General features: G+C 55.6%; 14 protein-coding genes and 3 pseudogenes. 5 read left to right on the top strand and 12 right to left on the bottom strand.

Features of this window, described 5'->3' with window-relative positions; genetic code table 11:
* Positions 1-185, top strand: a 185-nt coding sequence (locus tag H1B37_RS33430; RefSeq protein ID WP_220498330.1) for a hypothetical protein, incomplete at its 5' end; no start/stop codon positions are given.
* 30 nt (positions 186-215) lie between these two features.
* On the opposite strand, the gene H1B37_RS22835 is transcribed toward H1B37_RS33430, so the two are convergent.
* Positions 216-1,181 carry an Rpn family recombination-promoting nuclease/putative transposase gene (locus H1B37_RS22835; RefSeq protein WP_182869126.1) on the bottom strand — a complete coding sequence of 322 codons (966 nt, stop codon included), beginning with the start codon at positions 1,179-1,181 and terminating at the stop codon, positions 216-218.
* 103 nt (positions 1,182-1,284) lie between these two features.
* Here H1B37_RS22835 and H1B37_RS22830 point away from each other — a divergent pair.
* Positions 1,285-1,515: pseudogene (locus H1B37_RS22830) on the top strand (amino acid--tRNA ligase-related protein); the annotation flags it as partial.
* Positions 1,516-1,720: 205 nt separating this feature from the next.
* Here H1B37_RS22830 and H1B37_RS22825 read toward each other — a convergent pair.
* A complete protein-coding gene (locus H1B37_RS22825) occupies positions 1,721-2,833 on the bottom strand; it encodes an acyl-CoA dehydrogenase family protein (RefSeq protein WP_182869124.1) in 1,113 nt (370 codons plus the stop codon).
* A gap of 270 nt (positions 2,834-3,103) precedes the next feature.
* Between H1B37_RS22825 and glgP the strand changes: the two genes are divergently transcribed.
* Together glgP and H1B37_RS22815 are read left to right on the top strand one after the other, a co-directional pair.
* Positions 3,104-5,326 carry an alpha-glucan family phosphorylase gene (gene glgP / locus H1B37_RS22820; RefSeq protein ID WP_182869122.1) on the top strand — a complete coding sequence of 741 codons (2,223 nt, stop codon included), beginning with the start codon at positions 3,104-3,106 and terminating at the stop codon, positions 5,324-5,326.
* Between the two features lie 123 nt (positions 5,327-5,449).
* The gene (locus H1B37_RS22815) at positions 5,450-6,580 is read left to right on the top strand and encodes a glycerate kinase (RefSeq protein ID WP_220498329.1); all 1,131 of its coding nucleotides are present in this window, start codon (positions 5,450-5,452) and stop codon (positions 6,578-6,580) included.
* 313 nt (positions 6,581-6,893) lie between these two features.
* On the opposite strand, the gene H1B37_RS34035 is transcribed toward H1B37_RS22815, so the two are convergent.
* The 9 genes and pseudogenes from H1B37_RS34035 to H1B37_RS22780 all read right to left on the bottom strand — a co-directional run bounded on the left by H1B37_RS34035 (position 6,894) and on the right by H1B37_RS22780 (position 19,625).
* Positions 6,894-7,685 carry a serine/threonine-protein kinase gene (locus tag H1B37_RS34035; RefSeq protein ID WP_286178056.1) on the bottom strand — a complete coding sequence of 264 codons (792 nt, stop codon included), beginning with the start codon at positions 7,683-7,685 and terminating at the stop codon, positions 6,894-6,896.
* Positions 7,686-7,970: 285 nt separating this feature from the next.
* Positions 7,971-8,288: pseudogene (locus H1B37_RS34510) on the bottom strand (FHA domain-containing protein); the annotation flags it as partial.
* Positions 8,289-8,495: 207 nt separating this feature from the next.
* Positions 8,496-11,291, bottom strand: a complete 2,796-nt coding sequence (locus H1B37_RS22805; protein ID WP_182869116.1) for a protein kinase domain-containing protein — start codon at positions 11,289-11,291, stop codon at positions 8,496-8,498.
* A gap of 141 nt (positions 11,292-11,432) precedes the next feature.
* Positions 11,433-13,292, bottom strand: coding sequence for a hypothetical protein (locus H1B37_RS22800; RefSeq protein ID WP_182869115.1), 1,860 nt, complete (start codon positions 13,290-13,292; stop codon positions 11,433-11,435).
* Positions 13,293-13,484: 192 nt separating this feature from the next.
* Complete coding sequence (locus H1B37_RS22795) at positions 13,485-14,108, bottom strand: hypothetical protein (protein WP_182869113.1); 624 nt, start codon at positions 14,106-14,108, stop codon at positions 13,485-13,487.
* A 121-nt stretch (positions 14,109-14,229) separates the two neighbouring features.
* Positions 14,230-14,847: a hypothetical protein gene (locus H1B37_RS22790; RefSeq protein ID WP_182869111.1), complete on the bottom strand. Its 618-nt coding sequence runs from the start codon at positions 14,845-14,847 to the stop codon at positions 14,230-14,232.
* Positions 14,848-15,437: 590 nt separating this feature from the next.
* Positions 15,438-16,025, bottom strand: a complete 588-nt coding sequence (locus H1B37_RS34030) for a WD40 repeat domain-containing protein (protein ID WP_286178055.1) — start codon at positions 16,023-16,025, stop codon at positions 15,438-15,440.
* Between the two features lie 1,782 nt (positions 16,026-17,807).
* Positions 17,808-18,770, bottom strand: a pseudogene (locus H1B37_RS34505) (serine/threonine-protein kinase); the annotation flags it as partial.
* Between the two features lie 87 nt (positions 18,771-18,857).
* Positions 18,858-19,625, bottom strand: coding sequence for a sigma-70 family RNA polymerase sigma factor (locus tag H1B37_RS22780; RefSeq protein ID WP_182869107.1), 768 nt, complete (start codon positions 19,623-19,625; stop codon positions 18,858-18,860).
* 557 nt (positions 19,626-20,182) lie between these two features.
* Between H1B37_RS22780 and H1B37_RS22775 the strand changes: the two genes are divergently transcribed.
* A complete protein-coding gene (locus tag H1B37_RS22775) occupies positions 20,183-21,748 on the top strand; it encodes a sialidase family protein (RefSeq protein ID WP_220498328.1) in 1,566 nt (521 codons plus the stop codon).
* A 449-nt stretch (positions 21,749-22,197) separates the two neighbouring features.
* Here H1B37_RS22775 and H1B37_RS22770 read toward each other — a convergent pair whose 3' ends face one another.
* Complete coding sequence (locus tag H1B37_RS22770; protein WP_182869103.1) at positions 22,198-22,752, bottom strand: phosphoribosyltransferase; 555 nt, start codon at positions 22,750-22,752, stop codon at positions 22,198-22,200.
* Between the last annotated feature and the right edge of the window lie 18 nt (positions 22,753-22,770).

Genomic DNA, 22,770 nt, shown 5'->3' with positions numbered 1-22,770 from the left:
TGTATTTCGGCAAGCTCTTCGGCAGGTCTTCCGAAACGCACGTCGAAGGTGGCTCGCAGTTGGACCTGTTCGACTTAGGTGATGACGTGAATGATGCCCCCCACCAACCAAGCGACGACTGTGACTTTGTTATCAATCACATTGACTGTCGTGGGCCTGGCTATTTGCTGGGTGGCACCACATAGAAGTCCCGCGGAGACGCAAAGAAAACGGTGTTAGACGCCTCGCTCGCGAAGCCGGCGTTGAAGGTCACTTTCGAGTGCGGCTAACTGCTCCAGCGTTAATCCCGCCGTTGATATCTGATCGACGCCAAGAAATTCTCGGAGCATTTCAATTCGCCCAAGTGCTTCTCCCTCTGCTCGACCCTCTGCTCGACCCTCTGCTCGACCCTCTGCTCGCCCCTCTGCTCGCCCCTCTGCTCGCCCCTCTGCTTTGCCCTCTGCTTTCGCCTCTTGCCGTGCCTGCTCGACTGCGTACTGCATTCTGGCCCGTTCATCACGCTGTGCTTTCAGGCGTAGTTCGTACTGGCTTCGTTGTTGCGGCGTTCGTTGGATCATTTCGAGAACCTTGGCAGCTTCGCTAAAGGCGGGGGAGTTGAATCGCTGTTCGATTTCCTGGGCCGACATGGTTTCGGCGCGACAGAAGAAGTGGCACCACGCGTCCACCGGATCCGTGATCACTCGATTATCGCTCGGAACTGTGTACTTAGGCAACTCAAGAAGGTGGATTTGCAGGCCGTCTGTCAATTTCAGGCTGCCATCGCGACTCCGCAGCCGGAAATCGCCGTGGATTTGTGGTGATTGACGGAACAGGATCGCGTCGAGGACGCAGATGCTGATGGCCGGATGCAGCAGCGTGTAGTCGTCACCTTCACTGATCTGGCCCACGTAAAGGGAGGCGGTGTAATAGGCCAGTCGCTGCGATAGCCCCGCGGGGAGCGTGGTTTGCATTTCGATGTCGTACAACCGGCCGGTCGAATCACGTGCCACCACATCCAGAATCGACAATTTGTCAAAGTCGTCTTCTTTGCCCAAGATCGGATTGAGAATCTCGACCTCTGTGATCTGAATTTCATCGCCGAGAATCGCGTTGAGAAAGTGCAGCGTGATCGCCGGATGCTCTGGGCTGCCGAGAAGCAGCTTGAAGACGTAGTCGACGGTGGGGTCGATTCCGATGGCCATCGATGGAAGATTGACTCAATGGAGGAGTGAAGGACTTAGGCACTAGTCTACTGGTGTCGCGGTTCGTTTGTCGACGCACCGGGGCCCCACGCGAAGTCGGGGACTCGGCGGTAGCCAACGGGAAGAACGGCTGGATGTGCTGCGCAAACGAATGGACGCCCAGCCGCTCAGCAAGGATGACTATTGGTGGTACATCGATTTGCGGAAATACGGCACCGTGCCGCACGCGGGATTGGGGCTCGGCCTGGAACCCGCCGTGCAATACGTCACCGGGATGACCAACATCCGCGACGTGATCCCAATTCCCAGGACGCCGGGGAACGCGGAGTTTTGAAAGGGAGAGAGGGAGGCAGAATGAGAAGGGGCAAAACGATGAAGAATGGGCATCAGTGACTGGATTACATTATTCTGCCCCATATCATTCTCCCAGCTCCTTCACTCCTTCACTCCTTCACTCCTTCACTCCTTCACTCCTTCACTCCTTCACTCCTTCACTCCTTCACTCCTTCACTCCTTCACTCCTTCACTCCTTCACTCCTTCACTCCAACCCCGCCAAATCACAAAGGTGGGCTTGGGCGACCGGTTGGGGGCAGCTCCAGACCAGGAAGAACAGGGCTTGCTGGCACCAGCGGCCGACCGGATGGTCGGTCATCATGCCGGCCCCTTTGGCGGTCGTCATCGCGGCGGCGGTCGTGCGCGCGACCAAGCCGTTGGCCAGCGAGCGAATCGTTGCCGAGTCGTGTTGGGTGTCTCCGTTGGCGGCGGCGCGAATCGTCTCGTGCAACTGTTGATGTTCGTGACGAAATCGATCGACGATCGGCGTCAAGTTGTCGCGCCGGTCGGATTCGTCACGCAAGTAATCCAGCGCGGCGTAGGACAATCCGAGCGCGAGTGCGGAGGTTTGCAATCCACCGGCACCACTCGGCGCGTCGCCGGTCGGTTTCGCCGCAACCAAGACGTTTTCGCGCGGGCCTGAAAGGACGTGCTCCTGAGGGACGAAGACGTCTCGCAGTTCGATCGCGTCGGTGCAGCTTGCCGTCATCGCGATCATCTCTGCGCCGGGCCCAGGGTAAACGCCTGGATCATTGGGCGAGATCAACGCCAGGATCTGTGTGGCATCATCCAGCGTTGCACCAACGACGACGTAGCCGACCGCCGGCGCCCCGGTGACCCAGGGGATCGTGCCCCGCAGCCGATAACCATGGTCGACCTCCGTCGCGACGACGGCGGGGCGGTCCAAGTGCAACCGACTGGTGGTCAAATGACTGATGCCGACCGAGCCGATCGTCGAACCGTCCAGCAGCGACGGCAGCACGGTCGTTTGCAATCCGCTTTCAATCGCGTCATCGCCCGCGAGCCGGTCCGATGCTGCGATCCGTTTAATCGCGCCGAGATGTTGTGTGATGACGAACGTGGTCAACAGATCTGCCCGAGCAAGTTCGATCAGCGTTTCAATCTGCTCGGCAGCAGTCCAGACCTGCTGTTCGTCGCCCGGTGGTTCGAATCCGGTCAGCCCATAAAAGATCCCGTGTTGCCCACACAACGACAGTGATTGGGCGGGCCAATCACGCGTGGTGCGCCAGCGCGGGGCCAGCGAAGCAAGCGTTTGGCACAACGGTTGGAAACCCGGAGGCGTGCTGTAATGACACATGTGGCGATCGCGGTGACGGGATCCAGTAACGGGAACGGCTGGTGCGGACTGCGTTAGGTTGGACGCTTTGCGGTGATTTGGCAAGGTTATCCGCTGCGACAATTTCGGTCCGGCTCCGCCCCAACGGTGAAACTTTGGAAGTTTGCCCGCCACTGGGGCCGGCGTTGCTTGATTCGTCGGGGCAAGTGGTCGACAACAGATTATCTGTGTACTTGAAAAAAGTGCGCCGCTTGGAGTTATCGACTTCCCCAACCGCTCGACGGGACCGCCATGAGTCAGACCGAATTGCCGCCCCCCCAAAGTGTCCCCTCCGGCCCTGCATCCGGTGCACCCGACTTGTTCGATGAACTGCATCATGCGGACGACCTGTATGGCAAACTGTGGACGCTGGCCAACAACCTGTGGTGGAGTTGGCATCCGGAATGCGATGCGATTTTCCGCGACGTCGATCCGATTCGCTGGCGACAACTCGGTCACAACCCGGTGGCGTTGTTGCGGGAGATGACGCCGGAACGCTTGGCCGACCGGGCCGGCGAGTTGGTGTTGCACAGCCGCATCAATTACGCCTACCGGCGGCTGCAGGAATACCTGACGTCGTCGCAAACCTGGGCATCGACCAACGCCGGCGTCTTGGGCGCCAAGCCGGTCGCGTATTTTTCGGCCGAGTTCGGGATTCACGAATCGATTCCGATCTACAGCGGTGGCCTGGGCGTGTTGGCGGGCGACCACATCAAAAGTGCGTCCGGCTTGGGCGTCCCGCTGGTCGGCATTGGGCTGTATTACAGCCAAGGGTACTTTCGCCAATACCTGGACGAGGACGGGTTCCAGGGCGAAGACTACTTGGAGACCAAGATCGAGAATCTGCCCATCCAGGCGGCCTTGGATTCCAAGGGTAACCCGCTGACAGTGTCGATCGATACCCGCGACGGGCAACTGTTGGCCAAGGTCTGGTTGATGCATGTCGGTCGTGTGCGGTTGTACCTGCTCGATTGCAACGTCGACGGCAACAAACCGGAAGACCGCGAATTGACCAGCCGGTTGTATGGCGGTGACGAACGCACCCGGATTCGCCAAGAACTCGTCTTGGGCGTCGGCGGGGTGAAAGCGTTGGCGGCACTGGGGATCGACCCCGGCGTCTACCACCTGAACGAAGGCCACTCGGCGTTCGGTGCCCTGCAAGTCGTCAGGCAATTGATGGACAACGACGGCATGTCGTTCGAGGACGCGGTTCAGTTGTCGGCCCGCGCCACCTGCTTCACCACCCACACACCCGTTCCCGCCGGACACGACCGCTTTCCCCCGGCCTTGGTCGAAGAACACTTGGGGCCGCTGCGTGATGCACTGGGAATCAGCCAAAAGGAACTGTTGGCGCTGGGACGCGTCGACCCGGACAACGACAACGAATCGTTTTGCATGACGGTGATCGGATTCAAAATGAGTCGCTGCGCCAACGCAGTCAGCAGTCTCCACGGAGTCGTCTCGCGGCGGATGTGGCAATCGATGTGGCCCGATCGCCCGGAAAACGAAGTGCCGATCGGACACATCACCAACGGCGTGCACGTGGCCAGTTGGCTGGCGGTCCAAATGCAAACGCTGTACGACAAACACTTCGCCACCGACTGGAAGGAGCGTTTGCAGGAACCTGATGCTTGGCAAGCGATTCACGACGTCGACCCCGGTGAACTGTGGGAAACGCACAACGCGCTCAAGCACAACTTGCTGTCCTTCGTGCGACGTCGGTTCAGCCGTCAGTGTCGGCGCCGCGGGGAAGACGACCAGGCCGTCGAAGCGGCGCGGCACATCTTGGACCCCCGCATCCTGACGATCGGATTCGGCCGCCGTTTCGCCACCTACAAACGCGCCAATTTGTTGTTCAGCGACATCGATCGGGTCGCCGAAATGATCGGCAGCAGCGATCGCCCGGTCCAATTGATCTATGCCGGCAAGGCGCATCCGAAAGACGAACCGGGCAAAAAGTTCATTCAGGAGATCGCCAATTTGCGACACGATCCACGATTCGCCGGACGCGTCGCCTTTGTCGAAGACTATGACATCAACGTTTGCCGCCACCTGATCCAAGGCGTCGACGTCTGGTTGAACAACCCCCGTCGCCCACTGGAAGCGAGCGGCACGAGCGGGCAGAAAGTGGTCCTCAACGGCGGATTGAACTGCAGCATCCTGGACGGTTGGTGGGGCGAAGCGTTCAACGGTTCCAACGGGTTCGCCATCGGCAACGGTCGGTCCCACGTCAGCGACGAAATCACCGATCGCCGCGATGCCGAATCGCTGTACCGGACGCTGGAAGAACAGGTGATCCCCTGTTTCTACTCCCGCGACAACGACGGGCTGCCCCGGCAATGGATCAAACGCATGATGAACAGCATCAGCACGTTGGCTTGGCGATTCAGCAGCCACCGCATGGTCGCCGATTACACCGCCAAAGCTTACGTCTGGAGCGCCGGCGGGGTGACCTGCGAAATGCGGTATCGGTAGGGGAGTTGGGAGTTGGGAGTTGGGAGTTGGGAGTTGGCAGTTGGCAGTTGGCAGTTGGCAGTTGGCAGTTGGCAGTTGGGAGAAATTGGTTCGTGGACTTGAAACTTGAAACTTGAATACTCGATGAACGTCTTGATCATTCCTGACAAATTTAAAGGTTCGCTGACCGGGACCGAGGTCATTGAAGCGATCGAGTTGGGCCTGCGTCGCTTCGACTCGAACATCCAAGTGCATTCGATCACCGCGTCCGACGGCGGCGATGGGTTTCTCGATGCGATTCGAAAGACCGATGAGTCGATTGAGACGATTCGGTGTGAAACGACGGATCCACTTGGTCGTTCGATTCACGCCGAGTATGGGTTTGATTCAAAGCAAGGCATCGCTTATGTCGAAATGGCCCGCGCCTCGGGGATGGAGTTGCTGGTCGCCGAAGAACGCAACCCGCTGCTGACGTCGACGCTGGGGACCGGGACACTGATCGCCGATGCGTTGCGCCGCGGAGCAGCGAAGCTGTACATCGGACTCGGCGGCAGCGCGACCAACGATGGGGGCATTGGGATCGCCACCGCGCTGGGGTATCGGTTCTTGGATGCCGACGGGGCCCCCTTGCCGGCGACCGGCGGGGCGCTTTCGAAAATCGATTCGATCGATGCGTCCGGCGTGATGCCCGAGTTAGATTCTGCGCAGGTGTTTGCGATCAATGATGTCGCCAACCCGTTGCTGGGTCCGGAAGGTGCGGCGGCGGTCTACGGGCCGCAAAAGGGGGCCGATGACGCGATGGTCGCCCGGCTGGACCAAGGGTTGAATCGATTGCAACAAATCGTCCAGCGCGACTTGAAATTGGATGTCGCCGACGTTCCGGGGGCGGGTGCCGCCGGTGGAACCGGTTACGGACTGAAGGCATTCCTCCGCGCCGAGTTTCTGTCGGGGATCGAGTTTGTGCTCTCGCTGACCGGCGTGGAGTCGCTATTGTCCGGCGGAACGATCGACTGGATCGTCACCGGGGAAGGCAAGATCGATGACCAAACCGCCTATGGGAAACTGGTCCGCGGGGTCGCCGACGTCGGCGAAAAATACCGCGTTCCGGTCGCTGCGCTGTGCGGATTGTTGTCGCTGGAGAATGCTTCGATCGAGGATTTGGGACTCGCCAAAGTCCGTCAAATTCACGACCCGCAACGCCCGGTGGAAGAAACGATTCGCCGGGCCAAGGACCTGTTGGTTGACGCGGCCGAGGAATTGCTAAAGGCTGGTTGACAGGACGCCATCCCTAAACGCAAGACTCATACCGATCACCGGTTCCATCAGACGGCCCTTGGTTGAGTTCTTGAAGAGTATCACTCAGTGGTACGAGGTTGGGCCGTTATCTTCACCATGTGTCCGTCGCCCAGTGGTGCTTGACTTGAGCAGCATGATGGCGGCCGGAGACGAGTGTCTAGCTGGACAGCGCCACTTTGGCGTAGCTACGCTCGCCAGAGCGTGGAAATCCCCGGGGATCCACCTTCTGGCGAAGGTAGCTACGTTCGACTGGCGATTCACGGTGTTTCTTGAGCAAAGTGGCGCTGTCCAGCTAGGGTCGCTGATGGAAAGGATACAGGTCCTTGGCCATGGCTTCCGCATTTGCGTAACGGTCGGGAACGAGGGGTGCCGTTGCTTTACGGATAATTCGTATCAGCGCATCGGGGATAGGATCGAGCGATCGGAGGACCTTTTCCACGTGAAGGCCGGTGGACTCGAACGCCGGTTTGGGGAGATCGCCCCCCAGCAATCGAATCAAACAGATTCCGGTTGCGTAAAGGTCTGCCGGGAATCCGACGGCTCGAGATTCTTTGATTTGTTCGGGAGCCATGAACGCCAGCGTACCACGCATCGAACGTTCGTTGGTCAGTTGCGAAATCCCTGACTCAGCAACGAGTTTTGCCAGCCCAAAGTCGGCTAGTTTGATCTGCAGTCGATGCCCTTCGCGGAAAGCCAGCAGATTCGAGATCTTGACATCACGATGGACAATGCCTTCACGGTGCGCGTGATGCAAGGCTTGCAGTAGGCGCGAGATCACCCAGGATGCGGTGCGAATTCGGGCCTCCGGCTTGAGCGTCGTCATCACTGCAAGAAGGTCGATCGTTGGTAAATACTCCATCGCCAAAAAGGGCTGGTCGTCGTGGTATCCCATTTCATAAGCACAAACGATCCGTGGATGTTTCAGGCGTGTGATCAACGCACCTTCACGCAAGAATAGCGAGAGTTGTTTCTTGCTCGGTTTTCCACCAGCCCGAATCAGTTTGATAGCAACCGTATCACCCGTTTTTCGTTGAACGCCGCGATAGACAGTCGCCATGCCACCCTGGCCGATCAATTCAAGCAATCGGTAGTCGGCAAAGTCACTCGGCAGAGCCGGTTGTTTACCTGTGTCTTCGGCCGACCACGAGAGATCGGCTTCGCCGGAATCGATCGTTTCCTCCAGGTGATCAGTGGCCCCCGGACCTTTCGGCCCGGGAGGTCGATGGAGAGTGTCTCGCGATTCATTTAGCAGAGCGTAAGGGGCAGCAATTCGAGTCTGTTCCGGTTCCCGTTCCGAGATGCCTGCAGGCGTGGAAGACTGACTGCGCGAACCGACGGGTTTGGCCGCGTCCAGCAGAGACAACTGGAGTTCGGACTGCCCGATCGCAACGACATCGTCTGGACGCACCGTGCCCGACTGGACCGGCAAGCCGTTTAACCGAGTCCCGTTGGTCGACTGGAGGTCAGTCACCCGTAATTGTTTTCCATCGATCTCAACTTGGCAGTGAACTCCCGATGCCACTTGATCATCGGGCAGCCGCAAATTCGACGGTGCCTGACGACCAATGGTGATCGGATCAAGCATTTCGATGGTCCATGACTCCCCCGAATGTGGACCGGAGATAACTCTGATCTGGACCGACGGGCGTCTTACTGTCGGGTGTTGCTCAATTGTTTGATCAGACATCATTCGTCATTGTCGTCACGAGAGAACTCGGCGGTTCATCTTCGTTCTGGAGTGGAATCCGATGTCCGTGACTTTTTTGCGTCGATGAAAATGCGCGTCGGTCGAAGTTGTTCCTACCTCTTGACCGCAATGGCATGATCCTCGAATTCCCAGACACCATCTCATTTGAAAACAGATGCAGGACAAAACGATTACGCCCGGTCTGCCCTACTTCCCCGTTCCGAAGTGAAGCATATTCTCTGCATGCACCTTTGCTGTCGCGTTCCCGACTATGCATTCCGGTAATTGTTTTGCGAACGCTTGCATCGCCTTGACCGACAGGCTTGTCTTTGAATAGTCGATCGGATTGATTCCAAGGTGTTTCAGATTCGACATCTCGGCGATCGCTAACAGCTGTTGATCGGTGACTTGAGTTCCAATTAGCCAGAGCTCCTCAAGCTTCTGTAGACCGCTCCAATCAATGACCGAGTTTGCGTCAATTCGATTGTATGAAGCGTCCAGTGATTCAAGAAGTGGAAAACTGTTGGCAATGAGCTGGACGCCCGCTTCGGTTAAATCATTTCTATCAACGCTCAAGGATTTTAGGGCACGTAGATCCTTTAGCGCCCGTAAATTTTTGTCTGCGACGCCATTCCTGGCAAAGTGCAATGTTTCAAGCAACTTGTGTTTTGAAATTTCTTCCGAGACGTCAGGCGTCATGCGAGTACGTCTTATCTTTAGCTCTCGCAGCGTCTCAACCTCGTCGAGCTTTTCGAAAAAGCCGTTCGTGACCGATGTGGCAGTCAAATCCAAACTCTCAATGTGCGTGAGAACTCCTTTGTCAAACCCTAGTTCGTTTACCTGCTGGCAGCTACTCAAATTAAGTCTTTTGAGCTTGTGGTTCTTGAAGTGATTTAGGCCACGAGGAGTAATTGACGCGCGAAAAATGGTAAGCTCTTCGATCGGAAAACGGGCAAGCTGCGCAAGGCTCCGATCCGTGATCTCCTTCCCGCTTAACACGACACTGCTAAGCTTCGGCAACGAACTCAATTGGAGAATTGCATCGTCGGAAAGAGCTGTCCCCTCAAGCTTCCATCTGTTTTCGCTGTTAAACACCAACAATGACGTGAGGTGAGGTAAGTCCTGGAAACGTTGGATGTCGCTCTCCGAGAATTTTGCACTTGGTGGAAGTTCAACTTGCAATCCGTGATCGAAATAGGTCTTTCCGCCTGCGGCTCGAACCCATTTGGCAACCTCCCGCTCAGTTTTGGTCAGATTGATCGTCTCGGGGCCGGCGGGCTTGGCGGTGTTCATACCGTCAGTTTCGATCATCGCCTTTTCAACAAGAAAACGGCCGCCGTGGATTACCTTCAAAGCTGGTAACAGCAAATTGGGATGTGCAATCTCGTTGTCCAGACTCAGCTTTTCGGGTGGGCCGGTGAATTCGGTCAGTCGCGTTCCGTCCATGTTGACGAAAAGCCCCTTGGGCGAGGAAGTAATGTGAATCGAATGTAGTTGGTGATTGGTGAATTGCTTCGTGGGCACGTTTGTCAAGTTGTCTTTGTAGCTTTGCCCATCAATTGAATGGATCCCACTTCCATAGGCCCCGTCGAAAACGATACTGACCGGAAAACCATGGTGAGGCACGGAAATCTGCAATGCACCACCAGCTGTTGTTGGGCGTACGGCCAATGTTAGCCCGTATGTCTCGGGCAGGATTACCGGAACTTCGAGAAAGGCACTCGGTTCGCTGTGATCGCTCATAAAGAGCTCGCCCGATTCTGTCTTGAAGGCGGTCCCGCTCAACAGGCACTCGTCCAAATCACCTGGGAGGTAGTCCAGAAGGGACGCTTGATGAATGGTGCTCGTGCCATCATCTGCCGGCGTTTTAGTTTCCGGATCGAGAGCACCCACCATTGATTTACTCTCTGAGCCGACCTTGGAGACTTCCGGCGAGGAGTCTGCACGAGTCTGTCGGCCAAAGTAACTAAGCAAAACTACGGCGATGAGGACAGCGGCAACACTGAAGACGGATCCCACAGCGACTTTGTGCCGTCTTGCATGGTGCCCCCATTGCTGAAGACGCGTCATCGGGCGTGCCAGCACGGGACGCGACTCCGACCACGCGAGTAAGTCCGAAGCGAATTCCTCGCAGGATTGATATCGACGTTGCCGGTCGGGCATCATCGCCTTCTGGCAAATCGCGTCGAGCGTCGCGTCGACTTTCGAATTTCTTTTCCGCACGGAGTGGTGATTCCCCATCGCCACCTTCGACACGATCACGTAGGGTGCACCTTCGTACGGTACCGTGCCGGTCAGTAGGTAGTACAGCACGACGCCGAGGCTGTATTGATCGCTGAGAGCGTCAACTTTCTCAATTTCACCCCGCGCTTGTTCAGGCGACATATACGCGGGTGTGCCGAGCAAGGATCCTTCCGTGGTCAGGTTGGAATCATCGTCCGTTCGCCTGGCGAGTCCAAAGTCCATTAGCTGAGGTTCGCCGTCGCCGTCAAGCATCACATTGTGAGGCTTCAGGTCCCGATGGATAATCCCGCTCGAGTGAGCGTAGTCAAGTGCTAAGGCAAGCTTGCGGACAATCTCGGCAGCTTCTGAGAATGGCAGGCTGCCGCGCTGAAGCCGATCCGAGAGCAGCTCGCCTTCGATGTACTCCGTTGCAATGTAGTACCTGTCGCCCGCCTTTCCAGACTCATACGTGGTGACGATGTTTGGGTGCCTTAACCTTGCAGCCGCTTTCGCTTCCGCAATAAAGCGTTTGATTCCGTTCTCTCCACCGGAGGAAAAGATCGGCACTTTCAACGCAACCCATCGATCAAGCGACGGGTCGCGGGCCTTGTAGACCTTTCCAAAACCGCCTGTCCCCAACACCGAGACGATCTCGAATCGACCGAGCTTTCTGGGGCGTCGCGTTCGATCGCTTCGTTCGGGTGTCTTGGCAATCGACCTCCATGTACTGTCGTCGGACGCTTCTAAAGTCTGATTTGCCTGGTTCCCCACGGACAACATCGAGGCATTCCCGCTCGATTCGAACGAGAAAGATTGCTTGCAGCCTGGGCAACCAATGGTCTTCCCCAGTTTTCCTGAGTCGACTCGCAGCTTCTGGCCGCAGTGAGGGCAAATTGTTTTCGCTCGCATGCTGAAACACTGCTAGTCGACGATTCTCACATATAAATATCCCCCGCGTTGTTGATTCAGAGCCGTCCGAAGTTGAGCATTGATTTGACAGTTTTCTAGTTCGAGCCTCTTCAATCCTCTCGGCAAGTATTGGAACGCGGCCTCCTGGCCTTGCAGGCCACTGCAGTCTTCGAATTCGAGTTCGGTGAGCGATGGGCATCGTGCGAGGGCGGCGACGAAGGTTCCGTCTAGCGTGCAATTCTTGAGTTCAATCTTGGTCACGGAACGAAGTAGCAGTGGTCGCAATTTCGCCGGCAGTTTGCAATCAAGGAATATCAAATTGGTCAGACTTGAGTGTGTTAACACTTGCAGTTCTTGGACACTGACGTCGCGTCCATGGAATCCGATCGATTTGACGGCGCGGCTGCGCGCCAAGTCTTTGAAACCTTGAACGCTAAGCAGCGAGTTCGCTGTCACAGCAACATTCACATCGCCCTCAAGATCGGCCACAAGCTTCACATCTTCGTCGTCAAGCGGTCCCGCGATGTCCAAGCGAGGACTCTTGATCGGATTCGCGATGGGGAGATGATTGTATGGGAATCGGCCAAAGCGATTGGCTAACTCTCTAAAACGCGGCCCAAACGATTTTCCCTGTGCTACAAAATTGTCGAACGCATTCGACGCTTTCTCCAGCCGAATCATTCCCCAGCGCGGAGCCGTTGCAAGCGGTGATTCATGACACTTGATCAGATAGTTGTGTCCGACCGTTGCCCTTAAACTGTTCACCGGCTGTAGGGCATTCTCCTCCAACCAAATCGCAACGGGTCGCTTCAGCCAGCTATTTTCAAACTCCGTGCCCAGATCTGCAAGGTGGGTCATGGAATCGATCACGATATTCATGGACTTCCCGTACCCTGAAACACGAATCACGTGGCCCTCTGGCGTGCTGTAGGGCCGCATGCTACCCCAGAAGAAATTGACATCGCTGTAGTCGCGATTGATCCGGAATTGGTAGCCATCTTTCAGAAACTTGGTCTTGGTGATCAACCCACTGACCATGTGTGACTGCCTGGGCTTCAATTCCAATGTTCCCAAGTTTGCGACGCCACCTGAAAAGTCATCCTCCGAAATCTGTCGCTTCACCCCTTCATAGAAGTAGTTTCGCACCTCCAGCTCGATGCGGTTCTCAAATTCAAAGAGGTCTTTCGGCAGTGTGAATTCAAGCTCTCCGCTGACATCACTATGCGTCAAAACGGTGGATCTGTGGTAGAAACCCGGGAGACTTAATAGCACGCAGCCTGGAATCGCCTGCTCACCATCTATCAAAGTTGCCTTCACCGTCAGGAGTTCATCCTTGTTTGCAGCTTGGATTTTGATCGATGGTATCAGGACACTGCTTCGTCTTTCCGTATCGGGGACGATCGTCGTGGACTTCCGGTGCTGAAGTGTGACGGTGTCAATCTCCGCTGGTTTCCCAGGTCGCAGGCTCGCAACAAACCAAGGCCAATGGGTAATCGAGTCCCTGCGACTGCCACCGAAACTCACATTGAGTCGCTGCTGCTGCTGATATAACAAAACGCCGCCGGCCGGGATCCCTCCTCTACCGATAACCGTTCCTTCTGGAGTGTCAAACTTGCCGACTGCAATGACCTTACCGCTGTTCTCTTGGTCGGCAAGGAATCGGTCAATGCTCCGTGAAAGTTCTTGCTGAATGGCCAGTGGAACGGCCTGCATCCAAGATTTGAGCTTTGGATCGGCAGCAATTAAATCGGCTGCGGAGTTCTCAGCATTCGATTCGTCGCCTGCCGCATCGAAGCCGGTCGCGGCAAGTCGGGGAGACGAGGCTGGCAACCCGATGAGCAAACACAACAGCAAACTAAGGAATCGTCGCACGTTCAAGTCCGTTGGGGAGAAGAGAAAGGACCGCGGGAAGCCAAGTCACCGCTCCCGCGTCAACCGAGAAACACACCGATCCCAAAGACGCAACGGAACCGAAACCAAACGGACCAATTCGACCCCCGTCCCTTTTGTTTCGCCTTGCTCTGATAAGTATGCCAAACGCGGAAGTGATTGTTTTTGCCGCCCTTACTTTCGAGATTCAAGTTCTGTGAACCGTCTCTCGAGTAACTCCAACCGTCTGTACATCGCCTTTATCGCTTCGAATTGCGTTTGGGAGATGAATGTCTCGCCGTCCACTGAAATCGTCACCTTTAACACCTCACTGGAATTTCCCGAGGAAAGATTCTGTCCATTCACTCGACTGCCATAGAGAGAAGCTCGTAATTCAAGGTCAACATCTCTTCGTGGCTTACTTTTTGTTCCGAATCCCAGGCCAATGAATCCCGTTCCGCCCCTTGCCTTAATTTGAAACGGCTTGGATCTTGGAGCGCCATGAAGAGAAACATACAGCTTGGATATTCTTTCTTGTTCATCGCTAGGTTTTACCGTCAGCTGATAGTCGAAAAACAAATAAATCCAAGTTCTTGGCGGGTAAAGTCGTGAGCTATCGAATGGTTGAGGGTCAACTGGCTGCCCAAAAAACGATGCAGCGGACCACGTGGTTTTCTGCGTGGTCATCCATCGAAAATTACTCATTACAATTCCTGCCCCTTTGTTCTCGAGTTGGATCGTTTCTGGAAACTGCGCCTTGGAAGATGACGGGGTGAAAACGAGGAGAGTCGTGCAGACTGCAAGTATGGTGCGGAACATGTGGTAACTCTTGTTCGTTCGTAAACGCGAAGTGTGGGCGATAACGGAAATCTGTGATTGCCCATCGTGGTGTGGCGAACAACGCCCGCCCTTCCCATTCATGGCGTTGCTCAAGTTCGGATTACTCTCGCGACTCAAGCGTCTTGGCCCGTTTCTCCAGCTGCTCCAAACGGCGGTACATTGATTTGATTGCTTCAAGTTGTGATTCCGAGATAATGGCCTCGCCATCAATAGAAAACGTCACCTTAAGGTTCTTGTCACTTTTTCCGATGACAAGCTCCTTCTCATTCGCTTGCTCAGTGTATACGTCAATACTGAATTCCAGGTTGCCATCTACTCTCGGCACACCAGCCCCAGCTCCGTATCCGAAACCAATGAATCCGGTTCCTTCGTTTCCGGCGATCTCGAATCGTTTATTGCCCAACGGACGAGGTTTACCGGCGACTTGCCCCTCCTCGTTGAGACGAACGAATAACTTGGATTTGGCTCCCCGTGGGTTGTCTCGATAAACTCGGTAGTCGAAGAACAAGTAAATGTATGTTCTGGGCGGGTAAAGTCTGGAACTATTCAATGGCTGAGGGTCGATTGGCTCTCCAAAATAAATGCCACGTTGAGATTTGAACTTCTGAGCAGTCAGCCAGCGGAAGTTGCTCAACGTGACCGTCGCATTCTGTCCCGAAAACGCTATCGGTTCCGGTGACTGTGCGCTGGAGGGTGTCGAAACGAGACTCAATATCATTGGTAGTATCGCTGGGGAGAATCGAAACATGTCAGGACTCCAACTGGAAAAACAGGACGAGCTGATTGAGAGCACGATCGCGAGGAGTTGAGTTCACACCACGGGACACTTCATCAGGTGGAGCGATAACGGACTTGTGTTGCCTCTCATGGAATTGGAAAATTGTCTCCGGTGAGGCCACTTCACCACCCCAGGAGGATTCTAATGAGGCGAAAGAAGCAATGTTCGTTGGGTGACACACAGAAAACGGATGCGGTCCGCAGGCACCTGAAGGACGGTATTCCGGTTTCTCAGATTGCCAACGATCTCGATGTCCAACCAACCATGATTCACAACTGGAGCAACACCGCGCTGGCTCGACTTGAGTACTTTTTTGGCTCTCCATCATTCCTCATGAACCGATTTGCGAGAGATGCGTCAGGAAATCTCGAAAAATCGGACGAAAGGCAAGAATCGCCGTGAGAACTCGCGTTCCAGATGCTCGATTGAGACATCTCGCCTCGGACGAAACTGCAACGGGTCACGCGACAAGACTACAAATCGAAAACGAGCGGATTGCGTTCAATGCATTGCATTTCGCCAGGAGCCCATCACTCGGGGGGGCCCTGGCGAATTTCAGTACTTTCGGGCGTTTTTGAAATGGAATCGTCGCTGTCCTGCGAATTCCATCTGTAGACGGTTCCTTCAGCCGATGTGGACCAGAGCTCTGAATCGTCCTTTGAAAAACACAGGTCCGTCACGGAGTCGGTGTGCCGGTTCAGCAGCAGTTGCATTTCTCCGCTGCGCGTGTCCCAGATCGCGATCCTGTGGTCTGCACTTCCGCTGGCCAATGTCTCACCATCGTTGCTGAGCGCTAGCGATAGGACTCGGCCTTGATGCCCCGACATTTGGCCGCGAAGGTTGCCTTCGGAGTCGAAAACTCGAATCACACCGGTGGCCATTCCGCTGTAGATCAGGGATTCGTCGCGATTGACCGTCAATGAGTAGATGCGGCTTTCGCCGGCTCGCCACGACGCCTCGATCGTTCCGTCGGTGACGTTGACGAGGTGGATTCGACCGTCCGCCCCACCACACAAGATCCCACCCGCGACCGCTGACATTGAAAGACAAGCCGATCCCCGGTCGAATTGGCGGCAACGCGTCAGGATCTTTCCGGTCAAGGCGTCAGCTGTGAACAACTCCCCGTTTCGCAGCGCCACGAGTAGGACATCTTCATCTTTTGAAAAGCACAACGACGTGACATTTGCGTCGCATTCGATTTCAAACGAAGGCTTTGGAGGTGGATAATGAGGGTCTGAGGATTCCAATACTCCCGCCGACGACAGTTCCTGATCGCAGAAGCCCCCATCCTCGCGTCTGTGCAATGCGACAACCTTGCTTCCGGGAGTTCGAAAGCCCAGCACGGCCAATTGGTTCTTTCGTGAATAGGCGATCGTTGAAAATTGGGAGTTGTTGATTTGAAAGCCCTCGAGGACTCGGTCGGTTTCCACATCGACCACCGCGCACCAGCCCTCCCGGTGGCAAACGAGCGTTTCACCGGATGCTGTCAATTGGACGGTACACACTGGGGGACCGTACCCACGATCTTCCCCAGCCAACGTTTGCAATCGCCGAATCCCATCGCCTGGGTCCCGGATTCGCCTGACAAAGAGCTTGCCCTTGCTGCCACCGGTGGCAGCCCATCTGTTGTCAGGAGAAACGGCTGCGGCGAGAACGCTATCGGTTACTTGGCCGATCGTTTCTTGTTTTGCCGGATCGAATACGGAGAAAAGGAGCCCGCCGCGTCCGTCCGGAATGACGCATTGTGACCTGGGCCTAAATGCGAAATGGCTTGTCAGCGGCGAAGAGCGAGCGATCACAGAATAACTTTGACGCGAGCCGGGCCAAGCGATCGTTGTGACTCCATTGCCGAAAGCGAGAACGATGCAGATTCCGAAATCCATTTCAAAATTCGCTTCCGCTGCTCTCAGCGTGCGGTTGGTCGAATCGAGAAGTAGGGTCTCTGGATCGAGAGCATCAAAAATGTTGCTTTGCTGCAGCTCTTCAAGCGTCCCCGCCTCCCAGCGATGCCAAATACCTTTTCGGGTCACGCAATGCAGGATCTGGTCATCTGGAGTGAGCCACAAGCCGGCGGGGACGGCGTCGATTGGATTGCCCCCAATTCGAGTCGTTTCCGACGCCAATTCAATTCGAAATGGGTAGCCTTCTTTGGTGAGCCCATAGATTCGGTGGCCTTGCGATGTTAACGCCATCTTTGCTCGCGTTGGCACTGGCAGCTCGATGCGGCGCAGGATCGCACCGGATTCCCAGGAGATTTCCAACAAATTGCCGCCGGACTCCTGGCAGTAAAACGTTGTCATCGCGAGGTGAGAAAGTAGGGTGCCGGCAAGCCGCAAATCACAGGGGATGATTTTCCGAGTTCGATGAAAAATGTCGACGAGCGAAAGGCATCTCGGCTTGCTGCAGACGACAAGTTTTCTGTTGTCAGGCGAGAACCTGACCTGATGGATCCCGCCAAATCCACCGTCTAGTCTTGACAAGTCATACGCGACGTCGGTCGCCTCCGAATGCAGGAACCTCCATGCGAAACCGCGCTCTCCGGGTGGAAAGAGCGATTCATCTTCGAGCTGCTGCTTCGCCACAATCCGATTGCGTCCCAGGAGCGGCTGAATCGACCTGAGACGCGAACTTACCGTTGCCCTCTTCAGTTGCTCTTCTCTGGCAAGAAGTTCTTGATTCTGCTGGTCGACTTCTTTTGCATGTTTGTACCTTGAAGCGACGTTCACCGTCAGGAGAATAAAAGCCATCAGCAACGTCGCCGCGATGACACTCCAAAGAATCGCCAACGTAGGGTTTCGGTGGATCCATCGGACGCCTTTTTCGGCCAACGGAACCGGTCGAGCCGCAACCGAATGCCCATCAATCAGGCGGTCGATCTCCGCACGAAGTAGCGCAAGCGACGTATACCGATCCTCAGGATTGTCCGCTGTCATCCGCGCCAAGACCGCGTCCAGATCACGTGATCGCCATCCCACGAAATCGTGATGTCGTTTAGGTGTTCGCGTGTCGGACGCACTTGCCGGCACCTGAGACACGTGGTGCAACAGTTTTCGAAGCACAACTCCCAGGCTGTAGATCTCAGACGTCACGCCAGGGCGCCGATTCCTGTCGATGAGTTCCGGGGCGATGTAGCCCGGTGTTCCGATCGGACCGTTGGGGCTCTCCAAGTCATGGCTTCCCGCAATCCTTGCCAATCCAAAGTCCGTAAGGTGCGGTTCTCCGCTGTCGGACATCAGGATATTACCGGGCTTGATGTCGTGATGCAGGATTCCTGATTGATGAGCGTCTGACAACGTGGACACGACGCTTCGAATTAGCGAAAGAATCTCCAATTCTGATGCATTCGATTTCGACACGAAATCGTCGATTCGGCCACCAGACAGGTATTCCATCGCCAACCAGCCGACAATCGTTGATCCATGGTTGAGGACGCCACTGTCAAAGATGGTGGCAATCCCGTCGTGACCGAACTCTCTCACAACCTCAATCTCGCGAACGAAGTGAGCTTCGGCGAAAGGGTTGCCATCGGATAACACGACCACTTTCACAGCTGCTTCACGCTGAAGGTGCCTGTGCCTGCACCTGAAGACGGTTCCGCAACCTCCCTTGTCGAGAACTTCAACGACTTCGTAGGGACCGTAGACCAACGGAAGTTGCGAATCCAAGTCCTCCTTGAGTGATTCGAAGCGACGCTGACGAGCGATCGCATCTTGGAGCGCCGTCAGTAAACCGCTGTTTTCCTTACAAAGCTCTGCAGCCGATACCGGCGAACCTAACTCTTCCGCAATTAAGAACTCGTCTAGCAATTCACCCACTTTCGGGTTCTGAAGCGCTTCCGGATTCTTTTCGTCGGGATGATTCATGCAAAGATTTGAACCCAAGCGTTATTCGCGTTGCAAGTCACCATGTGCCTCTTGGCCACAAAACGTAGGCCGGGATGAAATCACCGATCAGCTGAAATCACCCAATGCACAAATCAGTTGCTCGCAAGCAAGTCGGTAATTTCGCTGGACGGTTCGGATGCTGACACCCAATTGTTCAGCAATTTCCGACTTCCTCATCTCGTCATACCAGCTCTTCTGAAAGATCTCCCGTTGCAATTCAGGTAGATTGTCGACCGTGCAGTGAAACTGCAGCCAATCGACTCTTCGCTTCATTGGGGTGAATTCAGACGCATGGGCCTCCTCCACTCTGGGCCCTCCGTCTTCAGCGATCGGTGTCGCGTAAGCTGTGCGAATGGACCGCCGATGCTGCCGAGCCAGCCTCAGAAACGTCCACTTCACATGAAGAATGGCGATGCGACGCAAATGCTCCTCCGAAGTCGGGTTCACCTTCTTCGAATGGATGGCCTCAAGCAACGATAAAGTCGCCTGCTGAACAACATCTCCAGTCATTTCCCAACGCCGAAGTTGCGGAAAACGCGAGAACGAGTGGCGACACGATTCGGCAATCCAGTTGCTCACCAACGCTTGCCAATTCGAAGGATTTTCAATCGTCGCTTCCGGCGATGCGGCACTCCGTGCCAATGTTTTCTGCTCGGCTGTTTTCTGCTCGGACATGTCAGCATTTTGATTGCCAGAGACGCATTTTTCAAGAAGACGTCGTTCGATCGCACCGCGGAAACCCGCCCCCATCGAATTTTCAAACGCGGATTGCAGGCCTCGGTGGACGTGGCCGAGAATCGAGGCCAGGATTGCAAGAGGCGTGCGCCGAAGCATTCTCGCCAGCCCTGTTCGGTCGATCTATCCGATGCAATTTCAGTCGCGCCGGGCCGTATTGAGATGGAACCCACCATTGGACCAATGGAAGATGACAACTTGGCAACGCCGCTGTTGGGATGGTACACGAAGAATCGTCGGAACAGGCGATGCCCGGTTGCGTCAAGTACTTCATGATCGAAAAAGAGTGAACTCGGCGCCAGCGTTCCGCCTCCATGGAGAATGACCTTGATCAGATCGCCAGTGTGGAACGCCTTACCGTCGGCCAACGTGCAACGGCGGCCGACCGAGAGGATCATGTTGCCGTTGACAAACATATTGGATAATGCCGACTCAGATATACTTCGCTTTGCATCACCTCGACCGACGCACGGCGGAACACGCGTTGTAGGGCGCTTGTCGGGCCTTTCCAAGGAGAACAGACAATGACCAAACTCGGAATCTGCCGGGCGAGCACCTTATTCGTCCTTCTGGCTCTGGGAACGGCGGACACATGCCACGCACAGACTTCCGATCGTGCGGTCATCGAAGTCCGCGGCGAACCGGAATCGGAGGTGATGTGGTTCCGACCGGGCGCGGCGCTGTTCACCGATCGAAACTATCGGCTGGCAGAATGCCCAGCGAAACTGGCAGGAGAAAAGTTCTTGAGGAGTTCCATCGACTCCACCCACTTCGACGTCGTGCAAGACGGTCGCCTAATCGTGGTCACACCTCAGTCGATTCCCCGTGCCGCCTCTCAGACAGAGGCCCTCAGGGCACAGGGGTTTTCGCGAATGGAAGACGATCCTTTCCAGTTGCTCGGCAACGACGAGAGGGATCAGGTGCTTGCCTACGAAAAACAAGTTATTTCCGGAGAGTCGTTTCGGTTTGGGAAATGGGTTGTCGTGCTGGGCTTCGATGATGCTCGATCCGCACTGAACAGGCCCCGCGCTGCTGACGGGAAACCGTTTGTCGTTTCTCCCGCGGACATCCCCAACACGGGCGTGCTGTTCGTGGACCGACATGCGAAACGCAAATCAGGACACGGCAACAATTCCATTACCGAGTGTCGAAACGGTGATGTTGTTGCCTTCTACAGCGTGACGGGAATCGGCAAAGACCATTGGGATGGGCATGGCGTAGGTGGATGGTCGGAGTATCGCCGCTCAACCGACGGCGGCCTGACCTGGAGCCAGCCCACGGTTTTTGACTATTCCAAGCGGATGTGGGAAAGGGATGAGATTTGCTCGGCCCTGGTGTACTCCCTGGTCACGGCGCCGAACGGAACGCTGATCGCCACCACGATACGCTACGCGAATGTGGGATGGATGAAACAACGGACTCCGGTCTATTTTCTCAGCGATGACCACGGCCACACCTGGAAGGGGCCGCATGAGTTTGATGAGTCTGCCACTGTCGACGATCTTTCTTACACGATGAACACGTCGTTTGTGCATGACGGAGAAGTCTTCATGGTCTTTCGGGGCGGTACCTCGAATATGACTCCGGGAGGACCACAAACGCTGTGGGTTTCGGGTGACAACGGCAAGTCATTCAGCCAACGCAGCGTTCTGCCCTTCGACCACGCCACCTACTATTGGGCCGCTGGCGCACTCGATAACGGCGAGATCATCGTCTACACCTACGACGCTCACCTAAGGAGCGGCGATAAAACGGCCGAACAGAATATTCCCTACGTGATTAGCAAGGATGGTGGACGGACTTGGTCGGATGTGCAAACCACGCACTTCGCCAAGGGGATCCGCAATATGCAAATGTCGGGAAAACTGGGCAACCGATACTTCATTCAAGGGCGAAGCGGCAGCAACCCGCGGGTTCTGGTTGGTGACGACCCGGGACCGAATAACTTTGTACTCTACTCCTCGCGGGACGGCATTCATTGGGATGAGGGAATTGTGCTGATGAGCAGGACGCAGACTCCAGGCTCAGGCGATTGCTATTCGGCCAGCGAAGTCATCGGCAAATACGATCCCGCGACGCCGGAACGGCTTCTAATCCATTCCGACGTAAGCTACGCGGGGGGCAGAATAACGAACATGCACCAGTGGTGGGTGACAACGGCCCCGTGGACGCGTGAAACCGGGGGCGGCGCCACACGGAGCGAGTTGCCCGGACAAGACTAACCCGTTGCTTACGCCGAGTTAAATGATGAGACTTGCTCCGGATCCTGAAGTTGGACAAGCATCCAATACGACGCAAGTTTGCCTCGGGGACGAGAGTTTCCCGTCCCCTCCGCAAACTCGCCGAGCAGTTGCACCGTTCCGCAGAAAACGCTCCGAAACCAAAGAAAGAGTGCGTCCAACCAAATGAGCCAATTCGCGGCGGTCGATGCAACCTAATGCACGCAGGGGAACGAAAAGATCAGTTGTTTACTGCGCCCCCCCTTGCCGTTGCTACGCGTTACTCGTCTCTTTTCAAGGACTCCTTCAGTTCGTCCGTTCCCCAAGACTCAATCATCGAACGAGCATTAGCGCTGCTGATCGCGATCGAAGTTGGCAGCACGAGCGCAGCCATTTATCGGCGTACCGCGCCGAAGTGGGGGACTCGCGAAGCATGCCAACCAACTGCAACTCTACGGGGCGCTCGGGCGGGAGAACGCTCGAACGAAATCAGCTTCGTAGACAGCCTGTTGCTCTGCCTGCAGGATGTCCTCAGGTAGATACGTTCGATTGATGCGGAGATCTATATTTTCCAAGATTTGTTGGTGTTTACGTCGCCCGAGAAAAAGGTCAATCGATTCAGGACCTGCGTCTTGGATTGCGTCCAAGACAAGTCGAAGCGTCGTACCACTTGCTACGTCGTCTTCGATGATGAGAACTCGGCGCCCCCGAATTGCCGACAGATCATCAAGGACTGAGCACTCTCGCGGAGGATAGCCTACGTGCACGCTAAGGACGCTCGCTCCAAAGTGCTCAAAGAAGAACCCGTAAACGTGCCCTTCGGGTGCAACTGCAATGAAGACATCATGGTTGTGCTCCGCAATGATTCGCCGGGCTGCTGCGAAAGCAGACACACTGTCGACGGGCGAAAAAGGATTGACAAACGAGTCTTCCTCAAATCCCTTGGAATTGCGAACATGATTCTCGATTCGATTCGCCAAATCGTGCATAAATTCTTGCTCGATCATTCTCGTTCACAAATCATC

Source organism: Stieleria mannarensis (genome assembly GCF_014154935.1).
In the GTDB taxonomy this organism is placed as follows: Bacteria; Planctomycetota; Planctomycetia; order Pirellulales; family Pirellulaceae; genus Stieleria; species Stieleria mannarensis.
Note: the sequence above shows the minus strand (reverse complement) of the source record. Positions and strands in the feature narration are given on the sequence as shown.